This is a genomic window from Neobacillus driksii, from assembly GCF_013409995.1.
Lineage (GTDB): Bacteria > Bacillota > Bacilli > Bacillales > Cytobacillaceae > Neobacillus > Neobacillus driksii.
Window position 1 is genome coordinate 271,435 of the sequence record NZ_JACCBX010000008.1, and the last position, 20,651, is coordinate 292,085.

The following is a 20,651-nucleotide window of genomic DNA, read 5'->3' on the forward strand; positions in this document are numbered from 1 at the left end:
TATTTCTCCATCTAATTTAAGCAAAAATATTTTCCGCATGTTTCATGTTCAATGATTTCTTTTTCCTTTTCAAAATCTATGAAAGGACTAAATACTTCCACGTAAAAACCTGTTCGTTTTTCCAGAAGATAAAAATTGTTTAATTTGGGTCGCTTTACTATTTGAAATAAATCTGACACAAGTAGCTGATGTTGAATTTCTAAAAACACCGGAGTCAAAATACATTTTTCCTTAAAATCATATTTGAAGTTACAACGAGCAAATTCTTCTTCTATCATTTGAAAGATCTTAATGATGGCTTGTCTTCCCGTAAGTGGTGTTCTAACTGTAGACAAAGTTTTCTTTAATCTTCTGTATAGTTGATAGGTATTCGGATGTGTTTTTCTAATATCGGGTTCATATTTCAAAAATTCATCAGAATTTCTATAAAAAGATTCCACCAATGTAAAGGAATTCTTAATAAAAGTAAGCCGATCATCTGGAAGAAGGTTAGTTAAATAGTTTTGTAGAAAGTTGATATTTTCTTTTTCGTGCATAACTTTTAACTCATTCATCATTGGATATAAAAGTACATGTTGAGACAGGTCTTCAATACTTTGGAATAAATCTTCATCCAGATTATCATATTGTATTTCAATACTCCTATTTATTCTAGGAAACCCTATCAAGAAAAACTCTGCATGTATTAATTCATGTAACAAAATTGCCTCTTTTTCTTCATGAACTAAAGGGAGAGTTATTTCAATTTTTTTACTACTGTAATCCACATAATGGGAACCCAGACCCTCTTCATTTGAAGTATCTTTTTCGTAAATGTTTAAAGAATAGCCCTTACTTATTGCCATCTGCTTAATGATTTCTAGTTTTTTTTCAATTGATTTATTCATTAATAAGATCACTTCTTTTTAATACCATCTTAACAAATTAAGTTATACAATGGTATACGTTTGAATCAATTTATATTTCACAAGTTCTTCCGAAAGTGCATTATTGATTGTAAAAAAATACCTCTCTGATAGAATGAAAGATGTTGAGCCTGTCATTTTTCCAGAGAGGAGGATATTTTTGTTAATTATTGTGGACACCTACTAACTCAAGCCTATTTCGCAATCGTTCGCTCTTCGGTGTACGTGCGATGCAACCACATATTATTATCATACCCAAGGAGATTATGAATGACAACCAAAGCATCAGTTTTTAAAAATATAGATGACACCTTAAAAACAGTTGAAATTGCATTGAAAGATTTAAAAAATGAAATTCCAGAAAGACGGATTGCATCAATAAGAAACATAATCACTTTTGGAAGATCTGTTACATTTGCAATTCAGAAATTGAAAAAACACGTTGATGGCTTCGACAATTGGTACAAACCTAAACAACAAGAAATGATTTCAAACCCTCTTTTTAAATACTTTAAGGATATTCGAGATGAAATCATCCATGAAGGAAAACTCAATACAAATGTTTCGGTAAATACGACATTCTTTAGCCCTTTATTCTTGCAGTACATGCCAAAACCACCAAACCATTCAAGTTTCTTTTTAGGTGACCAAAATGGTGGTTCTGGATGGATCGTTAAAAATGACGACGCTGAAGAAGAAAAATATTATATTACTTTAAATAAAGATTTCGTTGATGTCCAGTTAAGCTTAGAAGGACTTCCTCAAGATCTTCCATATGAAGATACTTCAATCTTAAACTTGTGCACCATTTACTTTGACTATTTAAAGAACCTTGTTGTTGAAGCAAAGGAGCTCTTTTCTTAACTAATTATCAAAACCCGGTAATAAATTTAACCGGGTTTGTTTTTATTTTCATTTGGTGAGTATCATTTTGTTCCAACTGCGCATTAGGCATCTATTGCTCCAAACGATTTCCAAGTTCCCGGTGTTCCGGCTGTCGTGCAAATCCAACCCACTTTACCTCCAGCGACTGGAGCCGTATTATAATAAATATCACCTACTGCCCATGTTCCTGTTGTAGGTGCCGCTGTACCAAAGTGATGTCTTTTTCCACCTAGCTTCATATAATCTATATCATCAATGTAAGCTCTTGAAAGTTTAACAGCGTTTTTCAAATAACTGCTACTTCTTTGAGTGCCGATAGATGGAAGACTCCACACATTTGTTCCGTCCGTTACAGTGCTTTCACCGTTTGCAAAGAATAGAAAAGGATTGCCCCCGCCTAAATAATGAGGTGCAAGCGTTAATATCGTTGCTCCTTTGCTTTGGAAATTTGAATCCAATACCATAGAAACTTTATCGCTGTAATCAACCCTAGTGTAATATTCAAAAGTTCCGGTGGATGGTGCTAAGAAAGTAGTATTAATCAATTTGAAGCTTCCGTTAAACTTAAAACGTAAACCGATCTTTTTGAAATCTTCAATGTTGCAGTTTAGTAGCGTGATATTGAAAATGGAGTTTTTTCCGTCCGTTGCTACATCTTGACCGAAAACACCCCAAATATCTGCGTTGTCCACTCCGTTACAATTTATCAGGGTAGCTGAACTATAGACAACGTAAGCCGCTTTCCCGGTTGCTACCGAGTGAACATAACAGTTTTCTAGTAATGTGGTGTTTCCACCTTCGATTTCAATTCCATTATCTGCAACGAAATCAACTTGTATGTCCGTGAACCGACAAGAAAACATGTTAGGAATATAAACGCCTTTTCCTCTAAATTCACGAACAAAGATGTTTTCAAACACGCAATTCATCGTTTCTTTCGTGCCTGAATTGATTCCAATGGCATGATAACCACTGTTAGTATTCGTGATTAGTCCTGCATCTCCTTTTATCGTCATATCGCGCAATTTAAAATTATTTATATACGTATCTGTTGGGGAAACAAATCCAGAACAACCGATAAACTGAATAATCGTTTTGCTTTTGCCGTTTCCTTTTACTTCTACATTTGATTTAACGAGGATGTTTACAGTGCTTTTCAGCGTGCCTTTGGGTAAGTAAACAACACCGCCACCATTTGAAGCTACAAAATCAATTGCCTGCTGCAAAAGTGAACCATGGTCGGATACACCTGTGAAATCAGCCCCATAATCTTGCATTAAATCAATTGCGATATTGTTTAATTGTTTCGCACTTTGGGCCAAATTCGAAGTAAGGTCGTTCAGCCGATCGCCCAGCACCGGAAACCCTCCGCGAGAATCAACCACCTCGCTTGGCTGCGGTGTTCCTACGATTAAATCATCTACTCGTTTTTTCTGCGCTTGGATATCAGTGTCCACGTCGTCAAGCGCTTTGTTTAACGTATTACGGAATATGCGGTCAAACGCGCTTCCTAAAGTACCATACTTTCCCACGTAGCCGCCTCCTTTATAAATAATAAAATCTAAAATCAAAACTTAACGTAAATAATCCGCTCGCACCCGTTATGACGAAATCGTTCCATCCAGGCACTATCGATATTACTTTGCGATTAGTGTCACGGAATATTGACAGCCCGTTCTTCGTCGACTGAATGCTATCTAGTTTTACGCTATCGCCAGCAGTGGTTACGCCTGTATACGTCCATTCCTCGCCAGTCGTGACGTTCTGGATTTTCAAATTATTGGACGCCCCTGTGAACGTAATGACTAACGGGTGTTGGCGTGGATTGACCGTCGTATCTCCGAGGTTATAAATTCGGAACGACGACGTTGTATGCGTATAGACCAATCCGTCGTCTATTATGCCTTGCCCGATTTGCCATAGTTCCGTATCGAATGTCAGAGGGTCCAGCGTTGTTCCGATTGACTCTGCGTAAGGTATTGCCGCCGTGAAATCAACGTCAAACCGGCCTTTTTTAGCAGTTAATTGCTCTACAGAAAATCCGTTTGACCGAACTTTCCACCGTTTCCCTGGTTCGCGTGAGTCTATCAGATAAAACTCCTCTACTCCCGCAAAGATTCGAAATACCTCGTTTCGTAATAACGCGAAGTCAATGCTATCCACGGCTGACATATAAAAAGATCCTCGAAGTTGTCTCGAATCATATACCGCGCCTAAGTCGAGGGTTCCGTCTCTTCCTTCGACAACCTCGGTATAAACACGGGGCGATGGCGCATCAATCTGGAAGTCTAGCGTTTTAATTCCGTAATCAGCCAAGTTATACAAAGCGCCAGTTAAGCGCTGAATTGCGATTTCCATCGTTTTACCTCACCCCGTTGAATCGTAGTTTAAGTCCTAGCCGGTCGTTTAGTCCGCGTTCGACGAAGTTAAGCATGTCGTTTGCGTCTTCCTCTGAACCTGTACCGTTATAGTTGAGCGTTAAGTTAATTGTCGGTCCTGCATTGGCTGATTGTTGTCCTCCGCCAATCATTCCTGCTATCGCTTCTGCAAACGGTCGCATACGACTCTTATTCGATAGTGGTACGATAGCTTCATCGCCACCATTTTCGCCGACACCTACGATTGTTCCGCCGTTAGAACCTTTGACAATACCGCCACTTGCAAACCAATCAATACTGAATGTTGGTACTGAGACTGCGGGGATACCACCCTTACCACCAAACAATGTCTTACTTCCCACATTGATTTTAGGTAGTTTTGGTTTTGGAATAGAGATATTCATGTTGCTAAAAGCACTCTTGATTGTCTCTACAACCCCAAGTATTGTTTCTTTTGCTGATGTGATAGGACTTGTAATCTTCTCCTTAATGGAAGAAAAGATTTCAGAAGCCTTCTGCTTGGCACTATTAAATTTGTCAACAATGCCGTCCTTCAAAGCCTGTGCCTTTTCAACTACACTATCTTTCAAGGAAGTCATCTTTTCAACTACACTATTCTTGAATTCAATGACCTTCTGCTTTGCACCCTCAAAGGATTCAACTGCCTTATCCTTGATAGATTGCCATGTTTGCTTCAACCACGCAGAAACCTTATCCCAATTTTTCCAAAGTAGAATACCTACTGCAATCAAAGCACCAATAGCAATTGCAACCCAAGTAATCGGGTTAGCTAGTAAGGCTGTATTGAATCCCCATTGCGCCAAAGTTGCTAGTAAAGTACCTGTCCTTAAAGCACCGATTAATTTAGTAAAAACACCGATAGCAGTGTTAATTCCCGTAATCATATTAAAAGCTAAGAAAGCCCCAGCTAACCCACCTAATGTAGCAGTTACAAGTTCTGCGTTTTCTTTAATATAGCCGAGTGTTTCTTTGAAACCTTCGAATAACGATTTAGCAGTTTCCAGACCACCTGTTTCCTTGAATTTATCCCACAGAAATTGAAGACCGTTTTTTAAATCTTCGAATGCTGGTCCGAAAGTATCTTTCATGTAGCTGCCAAAAGTTGCAAATCCTTCTTGTACAGCCTTAATATCAATGCCTTTAACAGCTGATGTTAAGCCTTTTAACTTTTCGTTAACAAACTCAAGAATTGGACTACCAAACTCTGCTAACAATTCTGACCAGGTGTTCTTTAAGTTGGCGACTGTGTTGGCATATGAACCAGCTTCTCTTTCACCTTGCCCCACAACACCCGCGCTTGTATGTTGTCTTACGGCCTCTTGAACCTTCAATTGTTCCTGCTGAGCTACTGATAACTCATCGAATTTCTTTCCATACTCTTTTAATGCTATATCGTTCATCATGGTAGCAGACAGGTTAACCATGGCTGTGTCCAAACTGTCATACTCACCTTTGATACCACCCATAAATCTTGCTGTGGTGTCCTCCATACTTTCATTAGCAAAAGCATTGGCGTCAACAGTTGCGTTTAAATAGCCTTTAGCTAAATTATGCGCTTCACCTTCTGCAACACCTTTTGATTTTAAGATTGCTACGTACTGCATGTAGGTCTTTTTCAACTCATTTGGGTGTTTACCCCATGCTTTACTCATGTCTCCGAGGTACTTGTCTGTGTCGTCTTTCATGCCGCCCATGACTTGCGAATACTGAGAGTTAAGTGCCTCGAGGTCGGCTGTAGTCCCTAGGATCGTTTTCCCGAATCCAACTACAGCGTCAACTGCGAAGGCTGCAGCAATAGCAGCGCCAATTCCTTTTAACGCATTTTTAATTCCGCCAGCACTTTGGGTTACTTCCGTCTGGACATCATTCATTGCTCCGCCAACTTCGTTTCTTACGCCGTTTAACTCGCTTTCGAGTTGTCCCATCGCCTGTCTAAACCCGCTAATATCTGCGTCAAACCTGACGATAATCTCTCTTTCAGACAAAAAGCCTCACCTCTTTTCCAAGCAAAATAAAAAGGCTTAAAATAAGCCCTTAAGGTAGTCTAATTCAGCTTTTTTCTGTACTTTGGTGACTCTTCCTTTGCTTTCTTCTTTGCGATCATCGAACATCTTAATCCTTCGACCTTTCTTAACGCTTGCATACCCTGTAGCGAAAGCAAACGCAGTAAGCTCGTAATGTTCTCGTTGGTCCTCTAAGTAATACTCGTTTAACGTCATTATTTCGCCAGGCGTATACTCATCCAGCGCACCGTACGGAAGTTTCAAGCGTACCGTTGCGATATAGAGTAACCGCTCTCCGTCAATAAGTCCGTTAATTTTTCGAGGGAGGCTGGGCTTTACCGCCAAACGCAAACCGAACCGCTTCGCCTACTTTTTTCGAAAGCTCTTCAAAACCATGCTTCTCAATTACTGCGTCCATGATATCGCCGGTTTGTTCAAGCGTTAAGTCCTTATCTTCCCATCTTAATCCGACATGAATCATCGTTCTTAAATCTGCGAATCTCATACCCTCGTCTAAAGCCATGACCGAGCGACCTAGCTGATCCTCAAGTTCAATCATTTGGTTCGAACTAAATTTAAGGTTCCTTGCTTTATCTGCGTCAATTAATACTGTTTTAGCCAATCTATAAACCCCCTTCAATATTTTAAAAAAAGAGAGGCCGAAGCCCCTCGTCCAGTTATGCTGTGATTTTGTTAAGTGCCCCGTCGCCCAATAGTGTTATTGAATACGTTGCAAGGTCGTCATACGGGACGTCAACTGGGAAGTCAGTGATGATTGCAAAACCCTCGTATTTATTACCTCCAGCCGTAACCATTTGGACTTTTACCTTTTCGTCATTCATAAATGCGTCCTCTAATGCTGTGTAACCTGCATCAGTTTCTACGAGTAGGCCTTCGCTGGAAAGTTCCCAGTTCTTAAATCCGACCTCGTTTTCTAACCAACCATCGGAGTCTTTAGATGTTCTGTCAAACGTGTCAGCACCGCGACTTAAAGAACCTCCACGCTGTCCGGCTACTTTTGTCCAAACTGGAACTCCTTCGGTACCCGTATTAACGTTTATGATAAAATCAATGCCTTTTGCCATTTATTAAACCTCCTGTAATCTGTATTCGATTTGGGTTATTCCGTGGTATACAATTGAGTTTCCATCTTGTTCTTTTAATGTCTGATTCAAGTCCAAAGCACTAAATAAAACAACAAAACCGTCTACGATTAGAGGCGCATCGATCAAGGAGGTTTTAATGAAATGATTCATTTCCTTAACTTCCTTTGCAGAAATTGATTTACTCCACGTATGGACGGTTATTAAATGGCTTGTTATTTCTTCTACTTTTGTACTTATATCAAGAAGCGTTTCCTCGCCGATAGTAATAAACGGCATGGCTACGCCTTGTTGAAACTGGTCGTATACTTTGTAATCCCCACTCTTCAATGCGTTATTTACCGAGCGCTGTAGCTCTATAGAAGGTATCATTATTGATTACCCCCGTTCTATTAATCTCTCGAAATGTTCTTTAGCCTTAAAGTACGCAGGCGTCATAAACTGCTGAGCTTCTTGTTTTGACGTCCCATACTCGACGAATAGCGAATACTCAGCGTGAGAAATGACTTCCGCACTAAGTCCGCCATCCTTAATATGTGTTTTTATGCTTCCCCGTAAATACCCCGTATCAACTGGCGCCAGTGCCTTTGCTTGCGCCTCTAACAAGTAAGCCGACTGACTAACGGCTTTTTTCGCAGCCTTCTCTTGATCCTTTTCGATTTGCCGGAGACCGCTTATGACGTTGTCTAACCCTTGGATATACCGTGACATTACAACGCCTCCAGTAGCATAAAGATGCGTCCGTGCTTATGGTTTTTAACCTGGCGAACAACATAAGTCTCACCGTTGATTTTGTATCGGTTTTTATCGTTAATTCCAGCCTTCGTTATGACTTTAACAATCTTATTCGATACGAAACCGTAGGAACGAAGCTGTACTTCCGCTGATACTGGTGCGACAACCGCATCAATCTCCACGCCGGATTCAACCCAGTCCGTGGAATCAGCAAAACCGTCGTTAACTTCGACAGGAACAAGTTCCTTTACCTTGTCGTCATACCGCATGGCTATAACATCCTTAAGCGATTGGCACCGCGAGTATCGCTGTATTGATCGAGATAAGGCATATACAGACGGAAAACATCATCGTGGTAAGTAATTGCCAGTCCTTCGATAGATTCCGATGAATACCCTTCAGACCCAAGTTGATTGTATTTCGCAACAACCACGGACTCTGTGACGAAAGATAGTTCGGCCGGCACTTCGGACAGTTTGGTATAATTACGGATGGCTTGCTCTGTATGTTCGATTAAAACTTCGAGGACTTGGTATTTTGAAACGTCGGTGATTCCAAGTAACGTTATTACGTTATCTATCGCCGCCATGACTATTCACCCTTCTTTTTAGCAGGCTTCTTCGGTTGTGGCTCCGGTTTAGCGACCGCTTTTGCTTCTGCTAATTTCTTTAACTGATAATGTAAAAGCATTAAATCACCCCATCCATAAAAAGAGCAGTTACCCGAAGATAACCGCTCATAAATATTTCTTACTATTAAGCAGTGATAGTAATCTTTACAGCTTTAGAAGCGTCACGTAGGTGAGTAGCAAAGTGTTCATCTGCCGAAACAACAGTTGCTTTCGCAAGGATGTCGCGATCAGTTTCAACTTGTACGTCTTTAGACAAGTAGAGTGCTACTGCTTCAGGCTTAACAATATAAGCAGTTCCAGAAGCAACACGATTAGAAACTAAGACTTGACAGTCATAAATAGCGTTATCTTCTTTAACGTAAGCTGGGTCTTTCTTAACGTTTGCTAATTGGTTAGGGTTGATAAGAAGGTACTTTTCGCCGTCTTGGTCCTCGCCGAATAAAGCTAATCCGCCTAATACGCCGTCACCAGTAACTTTTCCGCCAGCAGCAGTTGCAAATGTAAGAGTCGCAGTTGCTAAAGCTTCGAACATTTTCTTCTCTACGCCACTAGCGATAGATTTTGTTAATTGATTTTCAGCTTCTCCAACGGGGTCGCCGAAAGAACCTTTTGCAGCTTCGTCAGTGATATTTACTGCTTTACCTACTTTAATAACTGGAATGTCTTCGCTTGTTTGGTTTAGTAAAGACGGGTCGATTGCTACGCCTTCAGCAATTACGTCAGCATCGCCGATGTATGCGTATTTAGGTACGCGAATAGTTCCGGATTGTTCACCTTCGAAATTTTCTACGTATGCCAATGGTAATAATTTAATTGCGTTTCCTAATTTTGCAGATACCGCACCCGCAAATACCTCTGCATTGATTAAGTTTGTAGTTTTAGTTTGTGCCATAGTTAAATTCCTCCAATTTGTATGGTGCTTCTTTTATGTCTAGCCCGAAAGACAATAAAAATAGCCGTCCTATTGACGACCGATTAATCGTTTATATAAGTCGGGGTCTTGGTTATAAATCGCCATTCGTTGCGCGTAATTCATTTTCGCAAAATCCTCTGCCTTAATTGTTGCGCTTGTATTTGCACTTTTCGGAGTTGATCCTTTTAGTCGCTCATCGACTGCTTTTTCAATCGCCTTTTGCCACTGCTCTTTGAATAGTTTTATGTTTTCGCTAATCTGCTCGGCTGAATCGCTCATCACAAATTCACTAAACTCTGCCGGTAACTCCTCTGATTGCAGCGTTTTAACCGTCTGCAGCTCGAGCTTTTCGCGTAAAAATGACTTGCGTTCGTCTTCAAATGCCTGCTTTTGCTTATCGAATTCCAATTGTAGTCGTTCCGCCTCGGTCATTTTCGCCAGTTTCTCTGCTTCCGTACGCTCTTTTTGTATTTTCTCAGTAACTTCTGCTTCCCATTTCTCTCGAGCAGTCCTTAATGCTTGCGTAACTCGTTTGTCAGCCGAAGAATCAATCATTTTCTGCAATTCTTCTCGTGATACAGTTACTTGCTCGTTTGTTTGCGCCTCTTCAGTTCCTTGCTGGCCCTGTTGATTCGCATTATCTGTTTCAGTTGTATTAGTTTTTGTAGTTTCACTCATAATTTTGATAACCTCCGATAGTCCTCAAAGTTGCCGAAGCCCCTACGAGTCCAAGTTTGGTAGATTTGGATTCAGTTTTACGTCATGAACCGCTTTGGACGAGTGATTCTTTCCATTCCTTATACGTCATATCTTCAACAATATAATTACGACCAGTTTCCGGGTCCCTCGCACGTCTTGCTAACCCTTCAATTTCGGGGATATGTGGTATTACAGTCGTTCTGCAGTTCGGATGATAAGGCGGATAAGTCTTTCCGACCACTCTCTCCGATACTTTGTAAACATTTCCGTCCTGCGATTGACAGATACTACTAGTCTTTGTGTCTAGCGTTGCGAGAACTCGATAACTTTCCATGCCATTCGCTTCGTATCCGCGAGCCGCTCCTTCATTTAATACGAAGTTAGCTTCGGTACGAATAATGCGCTCAGTATTCCGAGCCCCAGCGTCCGTCTTTTCGTTTAATTGCCGGCTCATCGTTTGAATAGATGTTCCTTGAATTAGCCCTTGCTTCAATATTCCGGTCATTTCTCGGACCATCTTGTCGCGATTCACCCAAATACGCGAGCTATAGTCATCGCCAGACCAAGGATATGCGATAACTTGTTTTATTGCGTCCTCATTTATTGCCTGGACCGTAATAAACGCTCCGACTCCGGCTTGAACAGCGAACGCAGTCTGTAAATATGCTTCCGTAAGGGTTTCGCCCAGATGTTCGGCAACAGTTGCGTCAACTTTAGAAGCAAGCTCGATAGTCCGTGCTGCTATTTCATCCGATAAAGCCTTCAATCGAGTCACGCGAGCAGAAGAGACTAGCTTTTCTATTTCCGCAAGCGCCACAAGGTTGCCAGTCTGTTGAAACATCTGCCTGTAACTTGCAATTCGTTCGCGATAACGGCTTAAGTCAGCGCCATGCAACGCGAGCTCTGCTTCTTGCAAGGTTAAAACATTATCGGTCGCATACCTCGAATAGAAGGCACGCAACTGATCGTCGATGTCCGCCTTCGCCGCATCGTATTCTTTCTTCAACTCCCGATATACCTTCGTTGAATTACGGTCGATATCGTTTTCTAGTTTCTCGGCGCGTTCTTGCCAATACTCAGCGCTTGTTTTCGCCATGTGTATTCACCTACTCGCCTAAGGTAGCGTAGTCGTTGCTTAATTCGCTCTCGGCCTTCTTGCGCTCCATCTCCGCCTGGACATTGTCGACGAAAGGTAATTGCGACAATAACGTTTGCTCGGACACGATTCCGAATAACTCTTTAACTGACGTAATTTTCTCCGCAAGATTGACCGGCAGGTTACGTTCAAAGTGCAGCGCGATATCCGTGTAGTTGAACGACTGCCCTTTCGTGTTCAAGATGTTCGTGATTAATTTAATTCGCTTCTGCAACGCCTTTTTAAAGAAGCGCTCCTTTGTAACCGCTAATTGCTCTAGCGCCATCAATTTATAGCGAATGGCAATGCCGGACAAGTCGCTCGTAAATCCTTCCGCCTGCATGTCGGCCACTTGCGCAAACTTATGAATGTCGCGCTCGAGTCGCACTTTATATGTTTCTAGCGTTTGGACATCTGCCTCTTTGACTAGGAATTCCGCCTTTCCGTTTTCGCCAAGTAGCATTACTCGATTCTCTTTCATAGCGATGATGTCTTCCGGCTCAGCCGTCAGCCCCGTTAAAACGAGGTAGCAGTCGCTGAAATATTCGAGCATGTTCGAGTGGTCCGACACCGCATTATCGTAAGCGTCAAATAACGGGATGAGTCGTTCCCAGTCTCCGATAAGCTCAACGTTGTTACGATAGACAACTACCGGCACGTCTTTGAAGTAGTGCTGCTTTCGGTCCGCTTCGTAAAAGCCGTCCTTGTCCTCCAGGTAGTAAACAACCTCTTCCTTCGTGTATAGCTCCGCATGGTTCGCAATTTCACCGCTTACATAATCCTTGCTAGCGTAGAATCGAACAGCGCCGATAATCTCAGGATCGATTGAATCATCGTAAATAAGTACGAGGTCTTTCGTGTCCAGTTGCGCAAACCTGATGTCGTTGTTCTCATTCATATAAACGAGCTCGGCCGACCAGCCTGCGACACTTGCTTGCTTCGAGTGCTGTGCGTTGATGTGCGACTCGTCATTGCGTTGGAGAATGTCTCGAATCGTAGCCATTAACGTTTCGTCGTCGCTTGTGTACGTTACTGGCGCCCCCATAAAATAGCCGTTCACCGTGTTCGTGATATAGGTACCGAATGGATGTACGATCTTATTGTTCGGCTTCGTGCGATCTTCCATGGTTCGGTTAAGTATGTCGTGCTTTCCGCTGTAATAGCGATTCAATTTCTCTATGCGAGGTGATTCTGCGAGCTGGTAATCCGCGATAACTTGCTGAATAAATTCCGGATTATCTGCAACGGATATGTCGCTCACTTTAACCGGTTCCCACATTCGCAATCGCTCCTTTCGTTGTTTAGATTCCAAATAACTTTGCGCTTAGTACGGTTAGTCTATTGTTCTTGCGGAACGGCTCGAGTGAATACCGCAGCGCATCGATTAAATGGTTGTAATTGTCCATCGGTTGATTCGTGTACTTGCCGGTGGCCTTGTCCTTTTTGTACGAGTAGTTCTCGAGCTCGTCTATTGTATGAATGCACGAAGGATGGACGATGATATCGAACTGCTGGACGTACTGTATGCCGGTCATAATGGAGCCCGCGCCCTTTGACGCAGCTTGAATCCGGTACAGTCCATAGCCGCGCAACTCATCGATTGACTTACGCTCAGCACTATCGGCCACTATGCGTTCCCTGGCGTAACCCATCTCGGTCACACGCTGAGCCAGTTCGTTGTTCAGCAAGCCGTGCTCGTAAAGTTCGTCGAAGATGTAGAGCTTGCGATTCTCAACGTCTACCAGCGAACATATCAGCGTTGACGGGTCCGAGATGTAACCGAAGTCCATCCCTACCGCCATCTCTAGCGCGTTGTTCTGCTTCATTAGCGAGGCCGTAGTGAAGTCTTCGACCTTCCAGTTATCGAATACCTTGCGCCCCATAACGCCCCAAGAACCAAGCGCATAGACGGCGTATTTGACCGGGTCACGGTCCTTTAATTCCTCGAGAGAAGCGATGTACTCTGCGTCAAGGAATCGGTTATCTTTGTAAGTCGTATGGCATATCGTAACCCCGTCGAGAGGGTTATCGAAGAACTCGCGTTTAAGCCAGTGCAAAGAGCTGATCGGATTGAATGATAAGTAAAAGCGCTTCTTACTGGCACCGCCACGAAGACGTAGCTTTAACTGGCCCCATAAGTCGTACGATATCTGCGAAGCCTCTTCGACCCAACACATATCTACGCTACTTATCGAGAGTAACTTCGTCTCGTCATCGCCACCTTTGAAGATAATCTCGCTGCCGTTTGGAAACTTAATGCTCAGCGTTGACTTACTGATCGATAAGAAGTCGGTTATCTTGAACACGTCGAACACCTGCAGAAACTCCGTATATACTGAGTCACGTATTGAGGCGAACGTCTGTCGCACTACGAGTAGCTTCGACTTCTTCTTCAGCAGGTCGAGCGTTAGCTTCATCGCAAGGAAACGGGACTTGCCGGAGCCGGCGCCACCGTAGAATATGTTGTATCGATTATCGTTGTCCAGGTACGGCAAATAGGCCGAATTGAACATCGACCTCTTAACGTTTAAGTTAATATTTTGCGACATGGCGCCACCTCCTCCCGTTTATTTGCGCAACAAAAAAAGCCGACCTATTGGCCGACCCTTAACCCGGAAATAATCACGGGAATTATGCGATAGTTTATGCAATCCTTGCGACTCATCGGTCGTATTACATCCTCTACAAACCGCATTAAATCAACGATGTATAAAAGATTGCATTTCGTCGTAATTTACGAAACGAAAAAACGTTGATATAGAGCGTTTTATATTTTACAAAATTACGTAAAACGGTGATTATGCGCCGTTATGTTGATTATTTATTCATTCGTATACAATCCGTTAGGCATTAGAATTGTCTTCGTCTTCGTCGTCTTCTAGCGAAACATTAATCGTTACTTCGCCCGTATTTTCGATACGATCAGTAAATAACGTATGATACTTTCCTAGTAATTCCAGCGCGCGCATTTTCTCGCCGCCCTTAATCGACTTTAATGCGTCCAATTGTTCCGGCGTTAGAAACGCAATCGATGCTAGCTCGTCGAGAATACGTTCTGCGCTTATATCTGCCTTAGTCATCTTCTTTTCGACTCCTTTCGATACTGCTTCCGCAATATGAGGTTTTTTGAGGAGCTCATACCCTATCTCTGCGGCCGTTTTCGGGCTGTATCCCGCACGTTTAGCGCTCTCTGTAGCGTTGAGTGTGCCGATGTAATACTTAACAAATAAGCGCTGCCGTTCGTTAAGTGTCGGCTTTTCCTTCGCCATGTCCTATCGTCCTCCTTTACGCAAAATTAACGCCAAGTAATCGATCCGGCGCTTTTACATACTAAAAAAGCACCCCGAAGGATGCCTCATTAATTACTTCGTTTCTAAGTGATCTAATATCGCTAAAATTTCTTTCTTGTCCTGTTTCAAGATTGCAATTTCACTGTCGACATCGCCTAACCTATTTGAGAACTGTTTCAGCAATTCGCCTCTAAGTTTATTCGGTATTTCCATCAATATCTGATACCGCATAGTTAATACGTCTTGTTGATAGCGTGCTTCATTAATCTTTTCATCAATATCTCTTAAATCTTCTTGTAAGCTTGTCATCCAGTTTACTATTTCCTCGCTGCGATTAAACTGCACAAAAACCACCTCCCCTAGCCGATAAATTTCGCCAAAAAGGAAGGTATTTCCTGCTAGATATCTATTATCTTTTATCTTTATTATCGCATATCTCTTTTCGCATAATATCTTTATCAATATAATCATAGCAATATATGAGCTTGCGAATGTATTGCAATGTTTTATATGTTCTTAGTATCTTAGTTCTTAGTAATATAGTTCTTAGTACTACGTAAAAATTACGTTCAGCTGTTCGTAAAAATTACGTTTACCTGTTCGTAAAATTTACGTTCACCAACTATAGCCACTCTTCCAACTCGTTCTCGACCGCCTGTTCCTCTTCGCGAATCGCATCTAGCACGGCCATCTTGCGCTCATATTCCCGGCAAGCTAACGGAAACTTCGCCTTGAACTCCGCAATGGTTGCCGGCTTCGGAAAGGAATAAACGTGGAAAGGTCGGTTATTGCGGTATCGTCGGTCAACGCTGATCAATCCGACATTCTCAAGCGCAGCAATATGTCGCGCCAACGTCTTGTCCGCCATTGCCAGTTCGACCTGGAGGCGCCTCTGTGACGGCCATGCTTTACGGAAATGCTTATGAGTCTCGTTCGTATTGCGGTGCTGAAATATCGCCCGGAATACGTCTAGCGTTGCGCTGGTCACCTTATAGTCAGCGTAAGTATGTTCGGCTGGCATCCACGGCTCGCGGGCGTCCTTTTTGGCGTGGCCCGTTATCGCATATAGCCCGACCTCGTTCTCATAGCGGACGAATCCGCCTTCGTATATATGATTGTAGTAGTTTTTCTCCACTTAAAAACACTCCTTCGAGTTTATAAACATTCCAGATTAAAGGATTAAATTATTTATTCGGATTGTTTGCGGTATACTCAGCAAGAACGTCTTCGAATTCTTTCGTTCTACGATACTGGTAAAACCTTCGCATTGTATTCTCGTTAAGCCCTACGCAGATATATCGAAGCCCTTTAGAACGTAAAAGGTCATGTAAATTTGTTGAGTAACAGTAGAAAAATTCGTTAGTATTGTTCATTTAAATAGCCTCCGGCTTTTCTTTTTTCGCGTTTTCAGCCTGGCATTTCTTGCAATATGTCTGCAACCCGTCAGGATTTCGTGAATGCTTTGCATACTCTTCGCGTTCTTTTCCTTCGCCACAACAAGGACATACTTTAAAAGTGCAAAGCCCTTCGTCGTTGTATATTCGGACGGCTTTCGGCCTTTGCGTGCGAACTGGGCCACCTTTAATTGAACGTCCAACAAGGTTGACTTCATCCCATCGCGCATGGCAGTTTTTGCATTTCTGCTGCAGTCCGGCATGAGCTCGGTTATCTGCGCGAAAATATTCGGCAGTAGCCAGCGTCATCTTTCCGCATTTTGAGCATCGCTTTCCTACCACATTGCCAGTTGAGTCCTTTAAATGCTCGGTCTTGCGACCTTTCGGCACTAGTTTCAGCTTAACTTGATCCCCGTTTACCGTTTCGCCGTACCAGCCATTTACTGACTGATATATCCATTTATATTCCAACGTTTATTCCTCCTTTGATTTAGCGTAAAATGATGCAAAAGCCGACCATCGCGACAAAATTTTCGATAATGGATTTCGCTGTCGGCGTATGCATCGTTTATTTTCTAACTCGTTTATCCCTTATAGGAAGGGCTATTCCACTTGAAACATATGTTCTTACATGAATTCACCTTTTTTAAAAAGAATAAAATTGACCGGCCCTATTCGCCCTCGCTTCTTCCAAGCCGTGTACTTTGCGCCGCACATGGACTTAGCCCGACCTCGGTAGTCCACGTTATCCATGAACCTTCGAGATTGAAGGGAAAAGCGCAAATATTCGTCCAAGTAACACGTCATCGACCTTCCGTTCGTATAATCGAGGTATACCCGGCCGCAAACCGCGCACTGTTTCCATCGATTCTCCTTAATCCAGGTAAAGTCACGCCAAGTCAGTCCGTAGCCTGGCGCAATGTCCTCTAAAATCCGGTCTAATGTGGCTCGATAATCGCTCAAGTCACTGCGAAAATCGGCAAATTCTTCCCGGAACTCTTCTAAGCTACTAAAACGATCGCCGAGAATTTGATAAAACGAGACGGTAAGGTCTGAATAAAAGCACCGTTTCGCCTCGACATCAAAATGCGATATTTGCTCTACAACAGGTGATTTTGGCATTCGGTATCCCTCCGTTTATTTGTAAATTTTGGCCTTTTTTACGTGCATGACTCCGTCTTTATCCTCGAAAATCACCTTACGACTCCCCACGACCGTACGTCCTAACGCTATCCGGCCCATTTCTTCGTTGTTCATATACGTTGTGTTAAGACGCTTATCCATTCGTTCAAGCTGATTCCACGTATAGCATGGGTATTGTGCTTCCTCAGACCTTTCGTCGATAAACACTGGCGGACCTTCCTCGCGCTGCCTTAGCGTCTCCTCGGCCAATTCATCGCCGTTTTCCGCAAGCCAATGCAGTAATTCGGTATTTATATCAGCCGGAATGTGATATATCGCCGCCTTGCCGTCTCCGACCGCGCTCAACCATTCGGCAGGAGTATATTTAACACGAGGATAAACCGGCAATTCCTTCGTCTTATAGCCCATCAAAACTGCCGCTATTTTCTCGATTGCTTCTTCCGTTGCGTCAATAAGCACGTGTGTCTTAACTTCCATTAGTTTTGCTGCTTGGCGATAGTTGAGTTGCGCATAGTAGATAAGAGTGATTGTCTGGCGTTCTATTGGCGTAAATATATCCGTATCTAGCGCCATTTCAAGGTCTGTTATTAGCGTTGTAGCAGAAGGGTCGAACTTGTAACGGCTACGCTCCGCAATTTCGAATACCGATTTGAGCAGACGCTCTATTCCATATGAATCTCGTAAATATGAATTCTCAATAACTTCTGCCTTACTTTGTACGTTTGAGCCTGATCCCATTTAAAATTCCCCCGTTTTAGTTAATTTTGTAGTTGAAAAAACACGGGGAACGCGATACAATATAGTTGGATAAATATATATGCGCTCCCGTGATAGTGAGCAATTAAGTGAGCTTGATGTTTGCCGACATCGAGCTTTTTGCCGTTTATAACACATCGCTGACAGGCACGATACCCATCTCCGCAAGTAGCTCGTGAATGAATAACCGCCCTTTTTGCGTCCATTGAGTGTGCATTCTCGCTCCGTTTTCTCCGATTGAGAACGTCTTCGACTTTGTTAATCCCTTATTTCTATACTGCTGGTATAAGACCCACTGCCCGCCAACCCTTCGCTGTACACGCTCTTCGTTCAAGATTTGATTCAAATGTCTAGCGCTTAAGCCGTAATCCTCTGCAATTTGTCCGATATTCACTGCATTTTCCGATGATAAAATCGTGTCATAGTACGTAACTTTCGGCTGAACAACGGCTATTTCATGCTCTAACTCCAGCGTCTTTGCTTCCAGTGCTTTGCTGCGTTCTTTTTCTTCCTTAAGACTCGATAATAGACCTATCATAAAATCAGGATTGCCAATCGCTTGCTCAAGCACATTTTCCGTCATATAGGCGCCGTGCTTCCGGATTGTTGGCAGAACTTCGTGAGTTACCCAGCGTTTGAACTGCTTAGCTTCTGGCTTCCGGCTACCTAACACTAGCGAATATAATCCAGGTTCATTGACCAAGTTCGTTTCACCTGATAAGCCCCCTAGATTAAACCTAGTCACCTCGTCATTATCTAACCGTTTTAAAGCATCGGAGGCATTTTTAATTTCTAGGACATCGCATATGTCTTTTGCCACAAACCAGATATCGGATTCTAAAACCACCGTGCGAACAGGATTCTCATGATAATTAAATAGTTTTTGAATTTGTTTCATTTAACTTCCCCCTCAATTTTTAATTTCGTTGATTAATAACTTAATTGATACAAGTTTTTCATCCGTAAGGCCAAACGTCTCAACGACTTTTTTCTGAACATTTTCCGTTAGCCGGCGATCACCCTCAATGGCCGAAATCAACGCATGACTTACGCCTAATCTTTCGGCAAACTTCCTTACAGACAGCTTTCTTGATACTCGTATAAATCTTAGTACCTCGCGATTCATCCAATACCAGCTCCTTCGTAATAAAACGGTCACATCGACCGCGAAAAAAATTTACCTCCTACCCTAAAATACGAGTGAGAAAGGCATCCCGCGCAACCCTTTCAGACCGTATGTCGCGACAGCATGCAAATTCGGGCCGATTTCCGGCCAATTTTCGCTATTTGTAACACGAATGTAATATTTCAAGACACCTATTCCGTCAATAATGTTTGCTGTATCCAAATTTCAGGAGGGATTAGCGTGAAAGAGATTCGTATAGGCAATACGGTAGGGAGAATAGTTTCTCCATTAATGGAGTTAACGAAGGAAGAACGGAAAAGATACTTCGAAGAGGAACTTCGCAAAGGGAATCCAGTGTTAAAAGAACTCGAACGGATCGTAAACGAAAGTTATTGGAGAAGAAACGGAAAGGGTCGGAGGTCCTAAAATTGAAAAAGTCAAAAATCGGAAATGCAACCGTAATAGTACATTCGAAATTGTGGGCGATGACAGACGAAGAACAGAAAAAGTGGATAAAAGAAGAAACTGAAAAAGGAAATCCGGTTCTTAAGGAAATTCGCGAGGCAATAAAAGATTGTTATCGAAAGCGAGATTAAATAAAAATAACGGCTTTCCCGCGCCCGCCTAATTGCGCTGAAAACCGTCTATTTTCCGATATGACTCCCGTTGCAACCCCGAACCTTTGCCGAGGTGTTTGAGGCTCCAGCGGAAGTCATTATATTTGCCCGACCTGCCTAAAACCGTCAGACGTGATTGCCGTCATTGTCTGCGGTGATCGAGCCGTCACTACCCGTTTACCGGCCCAATGTTGCCGCATCAGAACGGGTTAATGTTTATTATTTCGCTTCCCCTATAATTAGATTAACGACAAACTCCGGATTATCAGATGAAAGGTCTTCCGCTCCCTCTTTAACCAAAACGACATCATCCGAACCTTCCATCATCTTGGCTTCAAATAGTTCGACTAAGCCGTATTCATCTACCTGAATGACGATACCGCGTTCTTCAAAAAATACTCCGATATTGGGCCACTCGTGGTCGATTTCATTTTTAAAATAATGCTTAACAGTTACTCTTCTCATGTGTTATACTCTCCCTATCGATATATTTTTTCGAGGCTCAGTCGGTCTGCTCACCGCTGGGCTTTTTATTTTGCAAATTTACATATGAATTCTAGAAATGTACTCTTTGCCAACTGTCCGAAATCAATTTGATCGAAAGATTGGTCTAAATTAATCTCGAATCTTGGACAAGTCGCACGGTCGATGTATATAGTCTCTTGATTATCTGCGACGGGTTCTTCTATGATATAAAACATCGCGTCAGTTTCGTCGTACTTTTCAACTACTATGGCCGGAGATAACACGATTACCTCATCTTCTACCGTACCGAATTGCGGATCATCGCTTGCGCTATATATTGCCTTTATTAATCGGGCCATTTACTCACCTCCTTTAATTACGTTTTGCGTAACTTGTACCTTTATATTAATTCCGTTAAACGTAATTGTCAACACTTGAATTACGATTTGCGG

At 42.6% G+C, this 20,651-nt stretch carries 30 protein-coding genes; 3 read left to right on the plus strand and 27 right to left on the minus strand.

Features of this window, described 5'->3' with window-relative positions:
• Positions 1–11: 11 nt before the first annotated feature.
• Positions 12–887, minus strand: a complete 876-nt coding sequence (locus F4694_RS19460; protein ID WP_179600987.1) for a glutathione S-transferase family protein — start codon at positions 885–887, stop codon at positions 12–14.
• Between the two features lie 288 nt (positions 888–1,175).
• On the opposite strand from F4694_RS19460, the gene F4694_RS19465 reads away from it, so the two are divergent.
• On the plus strand, positions 1,176–1,769 hold the full coding sequence (locus F4694_RS19465) for a hypothetical protein (protein ID WP_179600989.1): 594 nt from the start codon (positions 1,176–1,178) through the stop codon (positions 1,767–1,769).
• 83 nt (positions 1,770–1,852) lie between these two features.
• Here F4694_RS19465 and F4694_RS19470 read toward each other — a convergent pair whose 3' ends face one another.
• From F4694_RS19470 to F4694_RS19585, 24 genes are all read right to left on the minus strand, one after another.
• Positions 1,853–3,322 carry a glycosyl hydrolase family 28-related protein gene (locus F4694_RS19470; RefSeq protein ID WP_179600991.1) on the minus strand — a complete coding sequence of 490 codons (1,470 nt, stop codon included), beginning with the start codon at positions 3,320–3,322 and terminating at the stop codon, positions 1,853–1,855.
• Positions 3,323–3,335: 13 nt separating this feature from the next.
• Positions 3,336–4,148: a phage tail family protein gene (locus F4694_RS19475; protein WP_179600993.1), complete on the minus strand. Its 813-nt coding sequence runs from the start codon at positions 4,146–4,148 to the stop codon at positions 3,336–3,338.
• Between the two features lie 4 nt (positions 4,149–4,152).
• The gene (locus tag F4694_RS19480) at positions 4,153–6,174 is read right to left on the minus strand and encodes an apolipoprotein A1/A4/E family protein (RefSeq protein WP_179600995.1); all 2,022 of its coding nucleotides are present in this window, start codon (positions 6,172–6,174) and stop codon (positions 4,153–4,155) included.
• A 36-nt stretch (positions 6,175–6,210) separates the two neighbouring features.
• Entirely contained in the window at positions 6,211–6,543 is a 333-nt protein-coding gene (locus F4694_RS19485; protein ID WP_179600997.1) for a hypothetical protein, read from the minus strand.
• Positions 6,503–6,814, minus strand: a complete 312-nt coding sequence (locus F4694_RS19490; protein WP_179600999.1) for a hypothetical protein — start codon at positions 6,812–6,814, stop codon at positions 6,503–6,505. The genes F4694_RS19485 and F4694_RS19490 overlap by 41 nt, the downstream gene beginning before the upstream one ends.
• A 55-nt stretch (positions 6,815–6,869) precedes the next feature.
• Positions 6,870–7,277 (minus strand): phage tail tube protein, encoded by a 408-nt coding sequence (locus F4694_RS19495; RefSeq protein WP_179601001.1) that lies wholly within the window; start codon positions 7,275–7,277, stop codon positions 6,870–6,872.
• Positions 7,278–7,280: 3 nt separating this feature from the next.
• The gene (locus tag F4694_RS19500) at positions 7,281–7,667 is read right to left on the minus strand and encodes a DUF3168 domain-containing protein (RefSeq protein WP_179601003.1); all 387 of its coding nucleotides are present in this window, start codon (positions 7,665–7,667) and stop codon (positions 7,281–7,283) included.
• 6 nt (positions 7,668–7,673) lie between these two features.
• The gene (locus F4694_RS19505) at positions 7,674–8,006 is read right to left on the minus strand and encodes an HK97-gp10 family putative phage morphogenesis protein (protein ID WP_179601005.1); all 333 of its coding nucleotides are present in this window, start codon (positions 8,004–8,006) and stop codon (positions 7,674–7,676) included.
• Positions 8,006–8,299 (minus strand): hypothetical protein, encoded by a 294-nt coding sequence (locus F4694_RS19510; protein ID WP_179601007.1) that lies wholly within the window; start codon positions 8,297–8,299, stop codon positions 8,006–8,008. The genes F4694_RS19505 and F4694_RS19510 overlap by 1 nt, the downstream gene beginning before the upstream one ends.
• A gap of 2 nt (positions 8,300–8,301) precedes the next feature.
• Positions 8,302–8,619 carry a phage head-tail connector protein gene (locus F4694_RS19515; RefSeq protein ID WP_179601009.1) on the minus strand — a complete coding sequence of 106 codons (318 nt, stop codon included), beginning with the start codon at positions 8,617–8,619 and terminating at the stop codon, positions 8,302–8,304.
• A 166-nt stretch (positions 8,620–8,785) separates the two neighbouring features.
• Positions 8,786–9,553, minus strand: a complete 768-nt coding sequence (locus tag F4694_RS19520) for a phage major capsid protein (protein WP_179601011.1) — start codon at positions 9,551–9,553, stop codon at positions 8,786–8,788.
• 69 nt (positions 9,554–9,622) lie between these two features.
• Complete coding sequence (locus F4694_RS19525) at positions 9,623–10,252, minus strand: DUF4355 domain-containing protein (protein WP_179601013.1); 630 nt, start codon at positions 10,250–10,252, stop codon at positions 9,623–9,625.
• A gap of 82 nt (positions 10,253–10,334) precedes the next feature.
• Positions 10,335–11,234, minus strand: coding sequence for a minor capsid protein (locus F4694_RS19530; RefSeq protein WP_179601015.1), 900 nt, complete (start codon positions 11,232–11,234; stop codon positions 10,335–10,337).
• Between the two features lie 145 nt (positions 11,235–11,379).
• A complete protein-coding gene (locus tag F4694_RS19535) occupies positions 11,380–12,687 on the minus strand; it encodes a phage portal protein (RefSeq protein ID WP_179601017.1) in 1,308 nt (435 codons plus the stop codon).
• A 22-nt stretch (positions 12,688–12,709) separates the two neighbouring features.
• Complete coding sequence (locus tag F4694_RS19540; protein WP_179601019.1) at positions 12,710–13,957, minus strand: PBSX family phage terminase large subunit; 1,248 nt, start codon at positions 13,955–13,957, stop codon at positions 12,710–12,712.
• A gap of 294 nt (positions 13,958–14,251) precedes the next feature.
• Positions 14,252–14,677, minus strand: a complete 426-nt coding sequence (locus tag F4694_RS19545) for a terminase small subunit (protein ID WP_179601021.1) — start codon at positions 14,675–14,677, stop codon at positions 14,252–14,254.
• A gap of 93 nt (positions 14,678–14,770) precedes the next feature.
• Positions 14,771–15,043: a hypothetical protein gene (locus tag F4694_RS19550; RefSeq protein ID WP_179601023.1), complete on the minus strand. Its 273-nt coding sequence runs from the start codon at positions 15,041–15,043 to the stop codon at positions 14,771–14,773.
• Positions 15,044–15,320: 277 nt separating this feature from the next.
• Positions 15,321–15,833 carry a hypothetical protein gene (locus F4694_RS19555; RefSeq protein WP_179601025.1) on the minus strand — a complete coding sequence of 171 codons (513 nt, stop codon included), beginning with the start codon at positions 15,831–15,833 and terminating at the stop codon, positions 15,321–15,323.
• A gap of 49 nt (positions 15,834–15,882) precedes the next feature.
• The gene (locus tag F4694_RS19560) at positions 15,883–16,071 is read right to left on the minus strand and encodes a hypothetical protein (protein WP_179601027.1); all 189 of its coding nucleotides are present in this window, start codon (positions 16,069–16,071) and stop codon (positions 15,883–15,885) included.
• The gene (locus tag F4694_RS19565) at positions 16,072–16,563 is read right to left on the minus strand and encodes a hypothetical protein (protein WP_179601029.1); all 492 of its coding nucleotides are present in this window, start codon (positions 16,561–16,563) and stop codon (positions 16,072–16,074) included.
• A 156-nt stretch (positions 16,564–16,719) separates the two neighbouring features.
• Positions 16,720–17,214: a hypothetical protein gene (locus tag F4694_RS19570; RefSeq protein ID WP_179601031.1), complete on the minus strand. Its 495-nt coding sequence runs from the start codon at positions 17,212–17,214 to the stop codon at positions 16,720–16,722.
• 15 nt (positions 17,215–17,229) lie between these two features.
• On the minus strand, positions 17,230–17,973 hold the full coding sequence (locus tag F4694_RS19575) for a sigma-70 family RNA polymerase sigma factor (RefSeq protein ID WP_179601033.1): 744 nt from the start codon (positions 17,971–17,973) through the stop codon (positions 17,230–17,232).
• 145 nt (positions 17,974–18,118) lie between these two features.
• On the minus strand, positions 18,119–18,889 hold the full coding sequence (locus F4694_RS19580; protein WP_179601035.1) for a phage antirepressor: 771 nt from the start codon (positions 18,887–18,889) through the stop codon (positions 18,119–18,121).
• A 12-nt stretch (positions 18,890–18,901) separates the two neighbouring features.
• A complete protein-coding gene (locus F4694_RS19585; protein ID WP_179601037.1) occupies positions 18,902–19,117 on the minus strand; it encodes a helix-turn-helix domain-containing protein in 216 nt (71 codons plus the stop codon).
• Positions 19,118–19,357: 240 nt separating this feature from the next.
• On the opposite strand from F4694_RS19585, the gene F4694_RS19590 reads away from it, so the two are divergent.
• Complete coding sequence (locus tag F4694_RS19590) at positions 19,358–19,543, plus strand: hypothetical protein (RefSeq protein ID WP_218895746.1); 186 nt, start codon at positions 19,358–19,360, stop codon at positions 19,541–19,543.
• 2 nt (positions 19,544–19,545) lie between these two features.
• The gene (locus F4694_RS19595) at positions 19,546–19,713 is read left to right on the plus strand and encodes a hypothetical protein (protein WP_179601039.1); all 168 of its coding nucleotides are present in this window, start codon (positions 19,546–19,548) and stop codon (positions 19,711–19,713) included.
• 240 nt (positions 19,714–19,953) lie between these two features.
• Here F4694_RS19595 and F4694_RS19600 read toward each other — a convergent pair whose 3' ends face one another.
• Both F4694_RS19600 and F4694_RS19605 read right to left on the minus strand, forming a co-directional pair.
• On the minus strand, positions 19,954–20,199 hold the full coding sequence (locus tag F4694_RS19600) for a hypothetical protein (RefSeq protein WP_179601041.1): 246 nt from the start codon (positions 20,197–20,199) through the stop codon (positions 19,954–19,956).
• A gap of 65 nt (positions 20,200–20,264) precedes the next feature.
• Positions 20,265–20,558, minus strand: coding sequence for a hypothetical protein (locus F4694_RS19605; protein WP_179601043.1), 294 nt, complete (start codon positions 20,556–20,558; stop codon positions 20,265–20,267).
• Positions 20,559–20,651 lie beyond the last annotated feature (93 nt).